General features: G+C 71.9%; 14 protein-coding genes and 1 tRNA gene. 5 read left to right on the forward strand and 10 right to left on the reverse strand.

The window, feature by feature from the left end; genetic code table 11:
- Nucleotides 1-19: 19 nt before the first annotated feature.
- On the forward strand, nt 20-376 hold the full coding sequence (locus BM419_RS02595) for a RidA family protein (RefSeq protein WP_020093741.1): 357 nt from the start codon (nt 20-22) through the stop codon (nt 374-376).
- Nucleotides 373-1,500: a polyamine ABC transporter substrate-binding protein gene (locus tag BM419_RS02600; protein WP_020093740.1), complete on the forward strand. Its 1,128-nt coding sequence runs from the start codon at nt 373-375 to the stop codon at nt 1,498-1,500. The genes BM419_RS02595 and BM419_RS02600 overlap by 4 nt, the downstream gene beginning before the upstream one ends.
- A gap of 25 nt (nt 1,501-1,525) precedes the next feature.
- Here BM419_RS02600 and BM419_RS02605 read toward each other — a convergent pair whose 3' ends face one another.
- From BM419_RS02605 to BM419_RS02620, 4 genes are all read right to left on the reverse strand, one after another.
- Nucleotides 1,526-2,197, reverse strand: coding sequence for an ankyrin repeat domain-containing protein (locus BM419_RS02605; protein ID WP_175556262.1), 672 nt, complete (start codon nt 2,195-2,197; stop codon nt 1,526-1,528).
- A 205-nt stretch (nt 2,198-2,402) separates the two neighbouring features.
- Entirely contained in the window at nt 2,403-2,813 is a 411-nt protein-coding gene (locus BM419_RS02610; RefSeq protein ID WP_091681242.1) for a DUF3597 domain-containing protein, read from the reverse strand.
- Nucleotides 2,814-2,934: 121 nt separating this feature from the next.
- Entirely contained in the window at nt 2,935-3,258 is a 324-nt protein-coding gene (locus BM419_RS02615; RefSeq protein WP_042671911.1) for a hypothetical protein, read from the reverse strand.
- Nucleotides 3,259-3,280: 22 nt separating this feature from the next.
- On the reverse strand, nt 3,281-5,131 hold the full coding sequence (locus BM419_RS02620; RefSeq protein ID WP_091681243.1) for a DEAD/DEAH box helicase: 1,851 nt from the start codon (nt 5,129-5,131) through the stop codon (nt 3,281-3,283).
- Nucleotides 5,132-5,420: 289 nt separating this feature from the next.
- On the opposite strand from BM419_RS02620, the gene BM419_RS02625 reads away from it, so the two are divergent.
- A tRNA-Tyr gene (locus tag BM419_RS02625) sits at nt 5,421-5,504 on the forward strand.
- Nucleotides 5,505-5,521: 17 nt separating this feature from the next.
- Here BM419_RS02625 and ruvC read toward each other — a convergent pair.
- The gene (ruvC, locus tag BM419_RS02630; protein ID WP_020093735.1) at nt 5,522-6,145 is read right to left on the reverse strand and encodes a crossover junction endodeoxyribonuclease RuvC; all 624 of its coding nucleotides are present in this window, start codon (nt 6,143-6,145) and stop codon (nt 5,522-5,524) included.
- Nucleotides 6,146-6,268: 123 nt separating this feature from the next.
- Complete coding sequence (locus tag BM419_RS02635) at nt 6,269-6,589, reverse strand: YnfA family protein (RefSeq protein WP_020093734.1); 321 nt, start codon at nt 6,587-6,589, stop codon at nt 6,269-6,271.
- 104 nt (nt 6,590-6,693) lie between these two features.
- On the opposite strand from BM419_RS02635, the gene BM419_RS02640 reads away from it, so the two are divergent.
- Both BM419_RS02640 and BM419_RS02645 read left to right on the forward strand, forming a co-directional pair.
- Nucleotides 6,694-7,674, forward strand: a complete 981-nt coding sequence (locus tag BM419_RS02640) for a tyrosine recombinase XerC (protein WP_091681245.1) — start codon at nt 6,694-6,696, stop codon at nt 7,672-7,674.
- A gap of 261 nt (nt 7,675-7,935) precedes the next feature.
- Nucleotides 7,936-8,685, forward strand: a complete 750-nt coding sequence (locus BM419_RS02645; RefSeq protein WP_020093732.1) for a response regulator — start codon at nt 7,936-7,938, stop codon at nt 8,683-8,685.
- A 157-nt stretch (nt 8,686-8,842) separates the two neighbouring features.
- On the opposite strand, the gene lpdA is transcribed toward BM419_RS02645, so the two are convergent.
- The 4 genes from lpdA to BM419_RS02665 all read right to left on the reverse strand — a co-directional run bounded on the left by lpdA (nt 8,843) and on the right by BM419_RS02665 (nt 12,745).
- A complete protein-coding gene (gene lpdA, locus BM419_RS02650) occupies nt 8,843-10,246 on the reverse strand; it encodes a dihydrolipoyl dehydrogenase (RefSeq protein WP_091681247.1) in 1,404 nt (467 codons plus the stop codon).
- Between the two features lie 67 nt (nt 10,247-10,313).
- Nucleotides 10,314-11,069, reverse strand: coding sequence for an SDR family oxidoreductase (locus tag BM419_RS02655; RefSeq protein WP_020093730.1), 756 nt, complete (start codon nt 11,067-11,069; stop codon nt 10,314-10,316).
- A 7-nt stretch (nt 11,070-11,076) separates the two neighbouring features.
- Nucleotides 11,077-12,396: a 2-oxoglutarate dehydrogenase complex dihydrolipoyllysine-residue succinyltransferase gene (gene odhB, locus BM419_RS02660; RefSeq protein WP_091681248.1), complete on the reverse strand. Its 1,320-nt coding sequence runs from the start codon at nt 12,394-12,396 to the stop codon at nt 11,077-11,079.
- A 49-nt stretch (nt 12,397-12,445) separates the two neighbouring features.
- Nucleotides 12,446-12,745: a YciI family protein gene (locus tag BM419_RS02665; RefSeq protein ID WP_042671905.1), complete on the reverse strand. Its 300-nt coding sequence runs from the start codon at nt 12,743-12,745 to the stop codon at nt 12,446-12,448.
- Between the last annotated feature and the right edge of the window lie 7 nt (nt 12,746-12,752).

The following is a 12,752-nucleotide window of genomic DNA, read 5'->3' on the forward strand; positions in this document are numbered from 1 at the left end:
CGAGGATGTGGAGACGGGTATGGACATTCAGCGGATCGAGCCGGGCAAGCGGATGTCGCAGGCCGTCACCTTCGGCGACATGGTCTACCTCGCCGGGCAGGTCGCGTCCGACACGGTCGGCACCGGGGTCACGATCCAGACCCAGCAGATCCTGTCGGAGATCGACCGGCTACTCGCCGCGGCCGGCAGCGACAAGGCGCGGATCCTCTCGGCCACCATCTACCTCGCCGACATCGCGACGTTCGCGGAGATGAACGCCGCCTGGGACGCCTGGGTGTCTCCGGAGAACGCGCCGGCCCGCGCCACCGTCGAGGCCAAGCTCGCCGCGCCGGAGTACTTGGTCGAGATCGTGATCGTGGCCGCGAGGAGCCGGTGATCGGCCCGCGTCGGACCGTCCTGGCGGCGGCCGCGGCCGTCCTCGCGGGAGGGCTCCTGGCGGTCCTGCCCCTCGTGCGGCCGGCACCGGCCGCCGAGGAGCGGGTCGTCAACATCTACAACTGGTCGGACTATATCGACCCGCAGGTGCTCGAGGCCTTCACCCGCGAGACCGGGATCAAGGTCGTCTACGACACCTACGACAACAACGAGATCCTGGAGACCAAGCTGCTCGCCGGCCGGTCGGGCTACGACATCGTCGTGCCGTCGGGACCGTACCTGCAGCGGCTGATCCGGGCCGGCGCGTTCCTGCCCCTCGACAAGTCCAAGCTGAAGAACCTCGGCAACCTCTGGCCCGAGGTGACCAGCCGGCTGGCAGCCTACGATCCCGGCAACACCTACGCCGTCGACTACATGTGGGGCACGACCGGCATCGGCTACAACGTCGCCGCGGTGCGCGAGCGCCTGGGCGCCGGCGCGGCGGTCAATTCGTGGTCCGTCGTCCTCAATCCCGCTTCGGCCAACAAGCTGAAGGAGTGCGGGATCATGGTGCTCGACAGCCCCGAGGACCTGATCCCCAGCATGCTCCCGGCCTTCGGCGCCAAGGCGGATTCCAAGCGCTGGGACGACATGACCCTGGTGACCGACGCCCTCTACAAGGTGCGCGGCGCCGTGCGGAAGTTCCACTCGTCGGAATACATCCAGGCGCTGGCCAACGGCGATATCTGCCTGGCCGTCGGCTATTCGGGCGACATCATGCAGGCCAAGCGCCGCGCCGAGGAGGCCAAGAACGGGATCGACATCGCCTACGTCGTGCCGAAGGAAGGCGCGCTCATGTGGTTCGACACCTTCGCGATCCCGAAGGATGCCGCCCACCCGGCCGAGGCGCTGGCCTTCATCGACTACATGATGCGGCCCGAGGTGGCGGCGGCCAACACCAACTTCGTCTCCTACGCCAGCGGCAACCTCGCGGCGAAGAAGTTCGTGAAGCCCGAGATCCTGAGCAATCCCGGCATCTACCCGGACGAGGCGACGATGCAGCGCCTGTCCATCAACACCGCCTGGGACGACCGCACCCAGCGCTTCGTCACCCGCCTCTGGACCCGGGTCCGCACCGGGCGCTGACGCGGATCGGCGTCGGAGGGGGCCGTCAGCCTTCCGGATCCGCCGGCACGCCGCTGCGGGCGAGCCACGCGCGGACCGCAGCGCGGGTCTCGCGCCCGGAATCGTTCAGCAGGCGCTCGGGGGTGGTGAAGAAGTACGGCTGGAAGGTCTTTCGCTGCGCGTTGCGCAGGGTCGGGTCGATCCCGGCCTCGAGCAGCCTCAGCACCCAGGGATTGGCCGCGCCGACCTGCGCGGCCACGTGCAGCAGCGAGTTGCCGGTGGCGTCGACCCGGTTCAAGTCCGCACCGGCCCGCAGCAGCAGCGCGATCTGCGCCTCGCGCCGGTTCTGTACGGCGCGGAACAGCGGCGTCCACTGACCGCGCGGGCTCACCGGGTCGACCGGCGCGCCGTGGCGCAGCAGGATCTCCAGGTAGGTCGGATCCTCGACCATCGCCGCCATGTGCAGCGCGGTCTCCTGATCGAGCCCCGGCACAGACGGGTCCGCCCCCGCGTCGAGCAGGGCCGACACCGCGCGCGGCCGCGCGTTCCAGATCGCCCATTCGAGCAGGGTGAAGTTCCGGCCGCCGCGGACGGAGAGATCCAGGCCGGGCGCTAGCGCGGCGATGCGCGCGACGTCACCGCGGGCGACCGCCGTGGCGATCGCGGCGAGAGGGGACGCCTCGAAGGCGCCGCTGTGGTCCCCGGTCGGGGTCTCCATGACCGTTCGCTCCTCGGCGCCGCCTGATTCGGCGCTGCGCGACGCGGGCCATGTGACCGATAAACACGGAGGCGCCGCAAGGCCCCTTCCGCAAGTGTCGCCGCCGGGGCGCACCGCCGGCGCACGACGTGGTCAAGAAGCGATCTCGCCGCGGCGCCGGTCGAGACCGTCCGCGGCGAGCCTCGTCGATCCCGGAATCGATGACCTAGTGCTTCAGATCGTCCGGAACCTTGCCGCCGTTCTCGGCGAGCTTCTGCATGACCTGCTTGTGCAGCCAGATGTTCATGCTGGCCGAATCGTCCTTGTCGCCGGTGTAGTGGAGCTCGTCGGCGAGCTGCTTGCGCGCGGCGAGGCCGGAATCGAGGCCCAGCAGCTTCATCAGGTCGACGATCGAGTGCCGCCAGTCGAGCGTCTGCGGGTTCTTCTCGGCGAGGCCGGTGAGCACCGCCGCGACGTCCACGGGCTCGCTGCCGCCGGCCGAGCCGGGGGCCGACGTGGAGGGCGTGCTCGTGCCGGCCTGGCCGCCGGAGCCGGCGTTGGGCGCGGGCGCGGCGTCCGCGGTGCCGCCACCGAACGGATGGAGGATCTTGCTGACGATGCTGCCGAGGAGGCTCATGGATCCGCTCCGATAATCGAGGCCCGATCTCCGCGTCGGGCGGCCATTCAACTGGCTGTGAGCCTTGGCGTTCCGCGATTCGGCAGGCTCGGGACGGTCGGCGCGGCGCGGCCCGGAGCGATCACGACCTCGGCCAGAGGGCGAGGACGAGCGCGGCCCGCTCCTCCGCGAGCGTGCCGTCCGGGACCGGGCGGCCCGCGCGGGCGTACCAGTAGCGCGCGTTGCCGTCGTCGCCCTCGACCCGGTGGAGATGGGCGTGGACCCAGGCCGCGTCGGACCCGCCGGCGTCCTGGACGAGGCGGTGCGCCCGCTCCCAGGCGGCGGAGGCCGGGCCGGACGCGTCCCGGGCGAGCCACCAGAGCGCGGCGAGCGGGGCGTCCCAGACGCTCGGCGGCTCGGACGCGGCGAGTGTCGCGGCGAAGGCGGCGGGGAGGCTCTCGGTCACGGCTGTCTCCTTCCCGGGCGTTTCAGCGGCCGGCGGCGCGCTCCGGCTGCCAGCGCCCGCGGCGCTGCCGGGCCGACCACGCGTAGCGGGCATCGCCGTCGAGGCGGTCGAGATGGTCGGAGAGGCGGTTGCGCTCGAGCCACGACAGGGCCGCCTCCAGCTCCGGGAGGGTCATGGTCGCGCGGCCCTTGCCGAGCACGCGCTTGAGAACGGCGTTGTAGCGGTGGGCGAGATTGCCGCCGCGGGGCACGCGCAGCGAGGTCTCGTCCTCGACCGCCTGGGCGGCCACCGCGGCGGCGAGCCGCTGGCGCAGGGTCCGCTCGGTGACGGAGGGCGGTTCGGGCGCGGGCGCCGCGGCGACCGGTTCGGGGAGGCGCGGGCGCAGCAGGGCGTAGCGCATCCCGATCGCGTTGCTCTCCAGGGGCGTGATCCCGCCCGGCTCGTCGTCGCGCCAGCGGGTCCGCTCGGGCACGACGGCGCTCGCCGGCCGCTCGCGGGGCGGCCGGACGCTGCTGCCCTGCTCGGTCTCGAGTTCGAGGCGGAACCGCGCGAAGAGCGGGTCGTCGGGGTGGAAGATCAGCGCCTGCTGCCCGTTGTAGGGGCCGGCATGGGGATCGACCCGGGTGGCCCGGGCGAGCATCTGCTCGAGCCAGGGCCGGGAGCGGATATGGGTCAGGGCCGCGACCACCGCGACCTCCGGGGCGTCGAGCCCCTCGTACGCCATCGCCACCGTCACCAGCACGGCCGGTTCCGGCGTGAGCCGGAACGCTGCCAGAGCCGCGTGGGCGTCGCCTTGACCGGAGGTCGCGAGACGGACATCGCGCGCGCCCTGCCCGGCCGGCATCCAGTCGCGCAGGGTCGCGAGATAGGCCCGCGCGCTCGCCTGATCGGGCGCCACCACGAGGAGCTTGCCGAGCCCCCGGGCCGGTTCGCCGGGCGGGAGATCGCGCTCCGCCCGGCGCCGGGCGCGCAGGCGCTTCGTGGCGAAGAACGCCTCGCTCAGAAGGTCGCGGGCGAAGCCGGTCCGAAGGGCGGTGAACAGCGCCGGCCGGGTGGTGATCCGGACCGCGCCCGCGCCGAGCCGGTGCGGCCCGACGCGCGGGCTGTCGCCGGCGATCCGGCCGCCCTCCAGCCAGCTCGCCTCGCCGTCGAGGGCGCCGAACGTCACCGGCAGCACCGCCCGCTCGGCCAGCGCCTGCGCCCGCGAGTAGCCGATGACCGCGAGGCCGGTCGCGTCGAGGTCGAGTTCCGGCCCGCGGCCGGGTGCGGCGGGCTGGTAGGGCAGCCCGAGGATCCGCCGCCCGTCCGCCCGCTCCAGCGTCCCGGACAGGTACAGGCGCACGGTCGCCGCCTCCATGACGGGCAGCATCGCGCGGGACCACGCCCCCGCCTCGGCATCCTCCGCGGAGGCTTCGTCGGCGCCCGGGCGACCGGGGACCGGCAGGTGATGAACCTCGTCGACCACCAGCAGGGTGCGGTGCGCCCGCGCCTCCGCGAGGTGGAGCGCCGGGGCGGCGGCGACCGCCTGATAGGTGGTGACGTAGCCGGCCAGCCCCCGCGCCGGGTCGCGCTCGTTGTCGGCGGCCCGGACGCTGAGGGCGTGCCCGAAGGCCGCGCGCCACAGCGGGTCGGCGAAGGCCTCCTCGGCCTGCAGCCGCAGGGAATCCCGCGGTACCACCCAGACCACGCGCTCGACGAGCCCCGCCTCGATCAGCCGGTGCGCGGCGATGACCGGCAGCAGCGACTTGCCCCCGCCCGGCGTGACCGCGGCCAGGATCTTCCGGACATGGGCCGCCTCCCCGCTCGCCATGGCCGCGACCAGGGCCATCAGCGTGCGCTGGTGCGACCGCAGGGACGGGGCGGGACGGGTCAAGGGCCGGCGAAGCAGGGCGACATCGCCACACCGTGGCCGATCCGGATTCCTTTGTGAATCCCCGGAGTCGCGGAACGTTCGCGTTTTCGTCCCAATGGCGGAGCCGCGGGCACCGCGAGGCCGGAAGAGGGTCGACTCTGCAAGCGCGGCCGCCCGGATCGCGGCGACGCCGAGCGAAACCGTCCCGCTCTCCACGATTGCCGCGTCCGGCGAGGCGGATCGGTCCACCATAAGCGTTGACACCCGGCCCACCCCTCACCATAAGGGCGCCGCGGGCGATGCCCGCCTTGGGGGAATGTCCCGAGCGGCAAAGGGGGCGGACTGTAAATCCGCTGCGTAAGCTTCGTAGGTTCGAGTCCTACTTCCCCCACCAAGTTCTTCCCGATCCCGTCAGCCTTGTTTCGCCAGCGCGGCCTCGATACGCGCGGCCGCGGCGGCCGAGAAGCCCTTCCCCTCGAGCCCTTGTCCCGCGGCCGCCTGACCGGTGAGCGAGCGGCGCTTGCCCCCCGGTAGATGCGCCTGCCGCAGGGCGTGGGCGTCTCGGTGACTGGCATGGGTGATCGCGATGGCCAGCGCGTCGGCGGCGTCCGCGACGCGGAACTCGGCCTTCGGCAGAAGGAAGCGGACCATCGCCTGGATCTGCACCTTCTCGGCGTGGCCGGAGCCCGCGACGGTCTTCTTGATGAGGTTGGGGGCGTACTCGAACACCGGCAGTCCGGCGAGGGCCGGCACGAGCAGCGCCATCGCCCGCGCGTGGCCCAGCTTGAGCGTCGCCTGGGCGTCCTTGTTGACGAAGGTCTCCTCCACGGCGACCTCGTCGGGCCGAACGGCCTCGACGACGCGGCCGATCCCCTCGAACAGTTCCCGCAGCCGCAGGGCCAGCGGAAGCTCCCCGTCCGAAGTCACGACCCCGCAATCGCCGTAGGTGAGCTTCGTGCCCTGCGCGGTGATCAGGCCCCAGCCGGTGCGGCGGAGTCCGGGGTCGATCCCGAGAATGCGGACGGCGCTGGTCATGGGGCTCCACGGCTCGGTGAACGGCCCGAGGCTGCCGTACGTATCGTGAACGCTTGGTTTCACCAAGGTTCCGGGCGCGGAAGCGGTCGGCCGTGGCCGGCCCGGCACGGTGCCGGGTCGAACTCACCCCCGGCGACCGAGGAGGATCAGCGCCGTTCCGGCGAGGCAGACCGCGCTGCCCGCGAGGTCCCACCGGTCGGGCCGCTGACCCTCCGCGAGCCACAGCCACAGGACCGAGGCCGCGACGTAGACGCCGCCGTAGGCCGCGAAGGCGCGCCCCGCCGCGGGGCTGTCCACGAGGGTCAGGAGGGCCGCGAAGGCCGCCAGCGAGGCGAGGCCCGGCAGCGCCCACCAGGCCGACCGCCCGAGCCGCAGCCAGGCCCAGAACGCGAAGCAGCCGGCGATCTCGGCGAGGGCGGCGGCCGCGTAGGCGAGGAGGGTCATCGCGTCAGCTTGGCACGGCGCACCGCGCGGGACGAGTCCAGCGCCGGGGACGGACCGCGACCGGCATTAAGCTCCCGGCAAGGAGGATCCGGTCGAGTGTCGCCATGAGCACGCATGTGAGCACCCGCGAGACCCAGGGCGACCGGCTGCTGTTTCCGGGGGACGCCCGCCTCCGCGACGCCGTCCTCGCCTGGATCGAGGCGCTGGCGCGGGAGCGGCGGATGTCGTCCAACACCGTCGAGGCGTACGGGCGCGACCTCCGGCAGTTCCTCCACCACCTCGCGTCCCGTCAGGGGACGCCGACGATCCCGATGCTGATCGGCCTCAAGGTGCGGGACATCCGCGGCTTCATGGCCGCGCGCCGGGCCGACGAGGTCTCCGGGCGCTCGCTGATGCGCATGCTGGCGGGTCTGCGCTCCTTCGCGCGCTTCCTCGAGCGGGAGGGCTTCGGCACCGTCTCGGCCCTGGGCGGTGTGCGCTCGCCCAAGGTCCCGCGGCGGCTTCCCCGTCCCCTGCCCGTCTCCGCCGCGGTGGCGCTGACCGATACCGCGATCCGCGCCGGCGAGGAGCGGGAGCCCTGGGTCCTCGCCCGGGACGCCGCCGTGCTGGCGCTGCTCTACGGCGCGGGGCTGCGCATCTCCGAGGCCCTGGGCCTGACCCGCCGTGACGCACCCCTGCCCGGGGTCGATCAGGTCACCGTGCTCGGCAAGGGCGGCAAGCAGCGCATGGTGCCGATCCTGCCCGTCGTGGCGCAGGCCGTGGCGGACTACGTCGCCGCCTGTCCCCTGCCGCTGCCGCCGGAGGGACCGCTGTTTCTCGGTGCCCGGGGCGGCCCGCTCTCGCCGCGCATCATCCAGTACACGGTCGCGCGCGCCCGCGGCGCCCTGGGCCTGCCCGAGAGCGCCACACCGCACGCCCTGCGGCATTCCTTCGCAACCCATCTCCTGGCGCGCCAGGGCGAACTCCGGGCGATCCAGGAACTCCTGGGCCACGCCTCGCTCTCCACGACACAGCTCTACACGCAGGTCGACGCCGCCCGCCTCATGAGTGCCTACGCGGCGGCCCATCCGCGGGCTGGCCATTGAGCAAGATTGCTAAAAACTTCGACTTCGAGAGCCTTCATCATCGTCTATAGGCGCGTGTTCCGGTTCGCCCAGTGCAGAATCCCGCTCTTTAAGAGCTTCGTCACGATCTTCAGCCAATATGGGCAACGAACGGGATGGGGTTGGGCGGGCGTCATGGATCTTCAGGATGGGAGGGCGCCGGCACGTGTCGTAATCGCGGATTGCGATCCGGGCCGCCGCGTCTCCCTGAGAGAGATCGTCCTGCGATTCGATCCCAGCGCGGTGATCGATGAGGCGACCTCGGGTCAGGCGCTCTGCGACATCCTCCTCCGCCACCGTCCCACCCTGGCCTTCGTGGGAATGCAGCTCGACGATCTCAGCGGCCCCGAAGCCGTCGCCGTCGCGCGCCGGGCGGGTGCGGAGCCCCCCTGCCTGGTGCTGGTGGCGACCCGCGTGCTGCCGCACTGGCAGGAGATCGCCACGAGCCTCGGCGCCTACGAAGTCCTGAAGACGCCCCTCGACCCGAGCCATATCGAGCCGCTGCTCCACGCGGATGCCCGCCGTCGCGCACCGACCCGGGCCCTGCTCGCCTGCTCGACTCCGGCCGGGCGGTCGGCCATCAGCCGCGTCGTGGCGCGCAGCGGGTTCGCGATCGAGCTCGACGAGACGGATGACGGCCGCCACGCCCTCAAGCAGCTGAAGCTCGCCGCCTACGACTTCGCCTTCATCGACGTGAAGCTCGGCGGCATCGACGGGCTCGAACTGGCCTGTCAGATCCAGCCCCTCGGCCTCCCGACCCGGATCACCCTGCTGACCACGTCCGAGCTGGAGCCCGTCGCTCAGGCCGGCCGCTACTTCGGCGTCGACGCCGTGCTGCGGATGCCGTTCTACGCCCGCGACATCGACCTCGCCCTGCACAACGCGCTGGGCCTGCGTCGGCCGTATCTGCTGAACGCCCTGACGGCCCCGCCCGCGCCGAGCGCGCTGCTGCGGATCGCCGACCTGCCGAATTCCAGGCGCAAGATCGCCTGACCCCGCGCCGGGCCGTCGCTCTGCGGGCCAGTCAGGTTCGAGGCGCGCGGTGTGTGACGGAACGCGAAGGCCCCTTTCCCGCACGGGAGAGGGGGCCTTCGCGCAGGCGGTCGAGCCCGCCGAGGTAGCAATCTGCGCAGCCGTGGGCCTTGGCCCGTCAGACGTGGATGGCGCGCTTGTTGACCGCCAGCGCGGCTTCCTTGACGGCCTCGGTCAGCGTCGGGTGCGCGTGGCAAGTGCGGGCGATGTCCTCCGACGAGGCGCCGAACTCCATCGCGACCGCCACCTCGGCGATCAGGTTGCCGGCATCCGCGCCCACGATGTGCACGCCGAGTACCCGGTCGGTCTGGGCGTCGGCCAGCACCTTCACGAACCCGTCGGTGGTGCCGTTCGCCTTGGCCCGGCCATTGGCCGTGAAGGGGAATTTGCCGGCGTTGTAGGCCACGCCGTCCTTCTTCAACTCCTCCTCGGTCTTGCCGACCGAGGCGACCTCCGGGAACGTGTAGACCACGTTCGGGATCACGCCGTAATTCACGTGGCCGGACTGGCCGGCCAGCATCTCGGCGATCGCCACGCCCTCGTCCTCGGCCTTGTGGGCGAGCATCGGGCCGGCAATCACGTCGCCGATGGCGTAGATGCCGGTGACGTTGGTGGCGTAGTGGGAATCGGTGAGGATCCGGCCCTTGTCGTCCCGCTGGACACCGACCGTGTCGAGGCCGAGGCCCTCCGTGTAGGGCGTCCGGCCGATGCAGACGAGGACCACGTCGGCCTGCAGCGTCTCCGCCGCGCCGCCCGCGGCCGGCTCGACCGTGACCGTCGCGCCGCCCTTCTTGCCGACCTCGACGCCCGTCACCTTGGTGGACAGCCTGAAGGCGATGCCCTGCTTCGTCAGGATCCGCTGGAACTGCTTGCCGACCTCGCCGTCCATGCCCGGCAGCACCCGGTCGAGATACTCGACCACGGTCACCTCGGAACCGAGCCGGCGCCAGACGGAACCCAGCTCCAGCCCGATCACGCCGGCGCCGATGACGAGGAGCTTCTTCGGCACCCGGTCGAGTTCCAGGGCGCCGGTGGAGGAGACCACGACCTTCTCGTCGATGGTGACGCCGGGCAGGCGCGCCACGTCCGAGCCGGTCGCGATGACGATGCTCTTCGTCTCGAGCATCTGGTTGCCGCCGTCCTCGGCGATGACCTCGACGCGGCCGGCGCCGGCGATCCGGCCGGTGCCGTGGAAGGTGTCGACCTTGTTCTTCTTGAGCAGGAACTCGACGCCCTTGGTGTTGCCGGCGACGCCCTCGGCCTTGAAGGCCATCATCTTCTTGAGGTCGAGCTTCGGCGTGCCGACGTCGATGCCGAGATCGGCGAAGTGCGTGTTGGCCTCCTCGAAGGCCTCGGACGCGTGCAGCAGGGCCTTGGACGGGATGCAGCCGACATTGAGGCAGGTGCCGCCGTGCGTCGCGCGCTTCTCGACCACCGCGGTCCGCAGGCCGAGCTGCGCCGCGCGGATCGCGCAGACGTAGCCGCCGGGGCCGGTGCCGATGACGACGAGATCGTAGGACATGAGGCTTCGCTTCCGCTCGGTCGTGCCGCGTGCGAGACGGGCAGGGAATGTCAGGTGGGGCTTGGCCTCAGCGGCCGCCGCCGATGTCGAGGATGGCGCCCGTGGTGTAGGAGGCCTCGTCCGAGAGGAGCCACACGATCGGTGCGGCCACCTCCTCGGCGGTGCCGGCCCGCTTCATCGGGACGCCGGGGCCGAGACGCTCGACCCGGTCCGGCTCGCCGCCGCTGGCGTGGATCTCGGTGGCGATGATGCCGGGCGCCACCGCGTTGACGCGGATGCCGTCGGCGGCGACCTCGCGGGAAAGCCCGATCGTCAGCGAGTCGATGGCGCCCTTGGAGGCCGCGTAGTCCACGAACTGGCCGGGGCCGCCGAGGCGCGCCGCCACCGAGGACAGGTTGACGATCGCGCCCCCTGCCCCGCCGCGCTTGATCGACATGCGCCGCACCGCCTCCCGCGCGCACAGGAAGCTGCCGACCACGTTGGTGGTCATCATGCGCTGCAAGCGGGCGACGCTCATGTCGGCGACGTCAGACTTCACGTCGACCACGCCGGCATTGTTGACGAGCGCCGCGAGGCGGCCGAGGCCGTCGGCCGCCTTGAACAGGGCGATGACGTCGGCCTCGTTGCCGACGTCGCCCTTCACGGCGAGCGCCCGTCCGCCCTTGGCCGCGATCGCGTCCACCACGCCCTGCGCGGCGGCGGCGTCCGACACGTAGCTCAGGCAGACGGCGTAGCCGCGCTCCGCCAGGAGGAGCGCCACCGCGCGGCCGATGCCGCGGCTACCACCCGTGACGATCGCGACCCTGTTCTCAGCGCTCGACATGGCTGCCTCAGAGGTCCAGCACGAGGCGCGCCGGATCCTCCAGCGCCTCCTTGACCCGCACCAGGAAGGTCACGGCCTCCTTACCGTCGACGATGCGATGGTCGTACGACAGGGCGAGGTACATCATCGGCCGCGCCTCGATCTTGCCGGCGCGGACCACCGGGCGCTCCTCGATGCGGTGCATGCCGAGGATGCCGGATTGCGGCGCGTTGAGGATCGGCGTCGACATCAGCGAGCCGTAGATGCCGCCGTTGGTGATCGTGAAGGTGCCGCCCTGCATCTCCTCGATGGAGAGCTTGCCGTCGCGGGCCTTCTTGCCGAAGCCGGCGATCTTCTTCTCGATGCCGGCGATCGACAGGTCGTCGGCGTCGCGCACCACCGGCACGACGAGGCCCTTATCGGTGCCGACCGCGATGCCGATGTGGTAGTAGTTCTTGTAGACGAGGTCCTGCCCGTCGATCTCGGCGTTGACCGCCGGCACGTCCTTGAGGGCGCCGATCACCGCCTTGGTGAAGAAGCCCATGAAGCCGAGCTTCGTGCCGTGCTTCTTCTCGAAGATGTCCTTGTACTGGCTGCGCATCGCCATCACGGCCGACATGTCGACGTCGTTGAACGTCGTCAGCATCGCCGCGGTGTCCTGCGCGTCCTTCAGGCGGCGCGCGATGGTCTGGCGCAGCTTCGTCATGCGCACGCGCTCCTCGCGCGCGGCGTCGTCCGGCGCCGAGGGGGCGCGCGGCAGGGTCGGACGGGCCTCCTTGGCGGGCGCCGACGGGGCCGACCCCTTGGCGATGGCGCCGAGCATGTCGCCCTTCGTGACGCGGCCGTCCTTGCCGGACCCGCTCACCGACGACGGGTCGACACCCGATTCCCGGGCGAGCTTGGCCACCGCCGGGCCGTTGTCTCCGACCGGGCGCTGCTGGGCCGCGGGGGCGGCGGCATCGCCGTGGTTGCCGTAGCCGGCGGACGATTCCTGGGCCGGGGCCTCGGCCTTCGCGGGCGCGGCGGCCTTCGGGGCCTCGCTCCGGCTCTCGGCCTTGGTCTCGGCGGTCTCCTTCGGGGCGGCCTTCTTGGCCGTGCCGCCGCCGGCTCCGGCCTCGACGATCGAGCCGAGCAGGGCACCGGGCTCCACGGTCTCGCCGTCCTTGACCAGGATCTCGCCGAGCTCGCCGGCCGCCGGGGCGTTCACCTCCAGGGTGACCTTGTCGGTCTCGAGCTCGACGATCGGCTCGTCGGCCGCGACCGTGTCGCCGGGCTTCTTGAACCAGCGGCCGATCGTGGCCTCGCTCACGGATTCGCCGAGGGTCGGGACGAGGATGTCGGTTGCCATGCTCTCTTCTGCCCCGCGGGGGGCCTCCTCTGGATGTCGGGCCGCGACGTCAGCGCCGCAGGATCAGGGATGGAACGGGCGAGACGGTGTACCGGAAGCCTGCCTGCGCCATCAGGACGGGATCTGCTTCGCCGAGCGCCTCGGCCCGGGCCGCGTCGTCGGCCTCGACCAGGGCGAGGCCCCAGGTGCCGCCGGACTCGAAGACGGGTCCGACCGCGATGGCGGTGCCGGCGGCCGCCTGCTCCATCCAGTAGCCAGAATGCGCCGAGAACAGCGCCTTCTCGGCCTCCGTCGCGTCGAACGGGAAGCTCGGGCGGGGTGGTTCCAGGCGGAGCAGGAAGTAGGCCATGGCCGGA

The sequence above is a fragment of the Methylobacterium sp. yr668 genome (assembly GCF_900116245.1).
Taxonomy (GTDB): Bacteria; Pseudomonadota; Alphaproteobacteria; order Rhizobiales; family Beijerinckiaceae; genus Methylobacterium.

Excerpts from the sequence above, each read along its gene's own strand:
- BM419_RS02595 (WP_020093741.1), top strand. The coding sequence starts at position 20 with ATGGACATTCAGCGGATCGAGCCGGGCAAGCGGATGTCGCAGGCCGTC.
- BM419_RS02605 (WP_175556262.1), bottom strand. The coding sequence starts at position 2,197 with ATGGAGACCCCGACCGGGGACCACAGCGGCGCCTTCGAGGCGTCCCCT.
- BM419_RS02610 (WP_091681242.1), bottom strand. The coding sequence starts at position 2,813 with ATGAGCCTCCTCGGCAGCATCGTCAGCAAGATCCTCCATCCGTTCGGT.
- ruvC (WP_020093735.1), bottom strand. The coding sequence starts at position 6,145 with ATGACCAGCGCCGTCCGCATTCTCGGGATCGACCCCGGACTCCGCCGC.
- BM419_RS02635 (WP_020093734.1), bottom strand. The coding sequence starts at position 6,589 with ATGACCCTCCTCGCCTACGCGGCCGCCGCCCTCGCCGAGATCGCCGGC.
- BM419_RS02640 (WP_091681245.1), top strand. The coding sequence starts at position 6,694 with ATGAGCACGCATGTGAGCACCCGCGAGACCCAGGGCGACCGGCTGCTG.
- lpdA (WP_091681247.1), bottom strand. The coding sequence starts at position 10,246 with ATGTCCTACGATCTCGTCGTCATCGGCACCGGCCCCGGCGGCTACGTC.
- BM419_RS02655 (WP_020093730.1), bottom strand. The coding sequence starts at position 11,069 with ATGTCGAGCGCTGAGAACAGGGTCGCGATCGTCACGGGTGGTAGCCGC.
- odhB (WP_091681248.1), bottom strand. The coding sequence starts at position 12,396 with ATGGCAACCGACATCCTCGTCCCGACCCTCGGCGAATCCGTGAGCGAG.
- BM419_RS02665 (WP_042671905.1), bottom strand. The coding sequence starts at position 12,745 with ATGGCCTACTTCCTGCTCCGCCTGGAACCACCCCGCCCGAGCTTCCCG.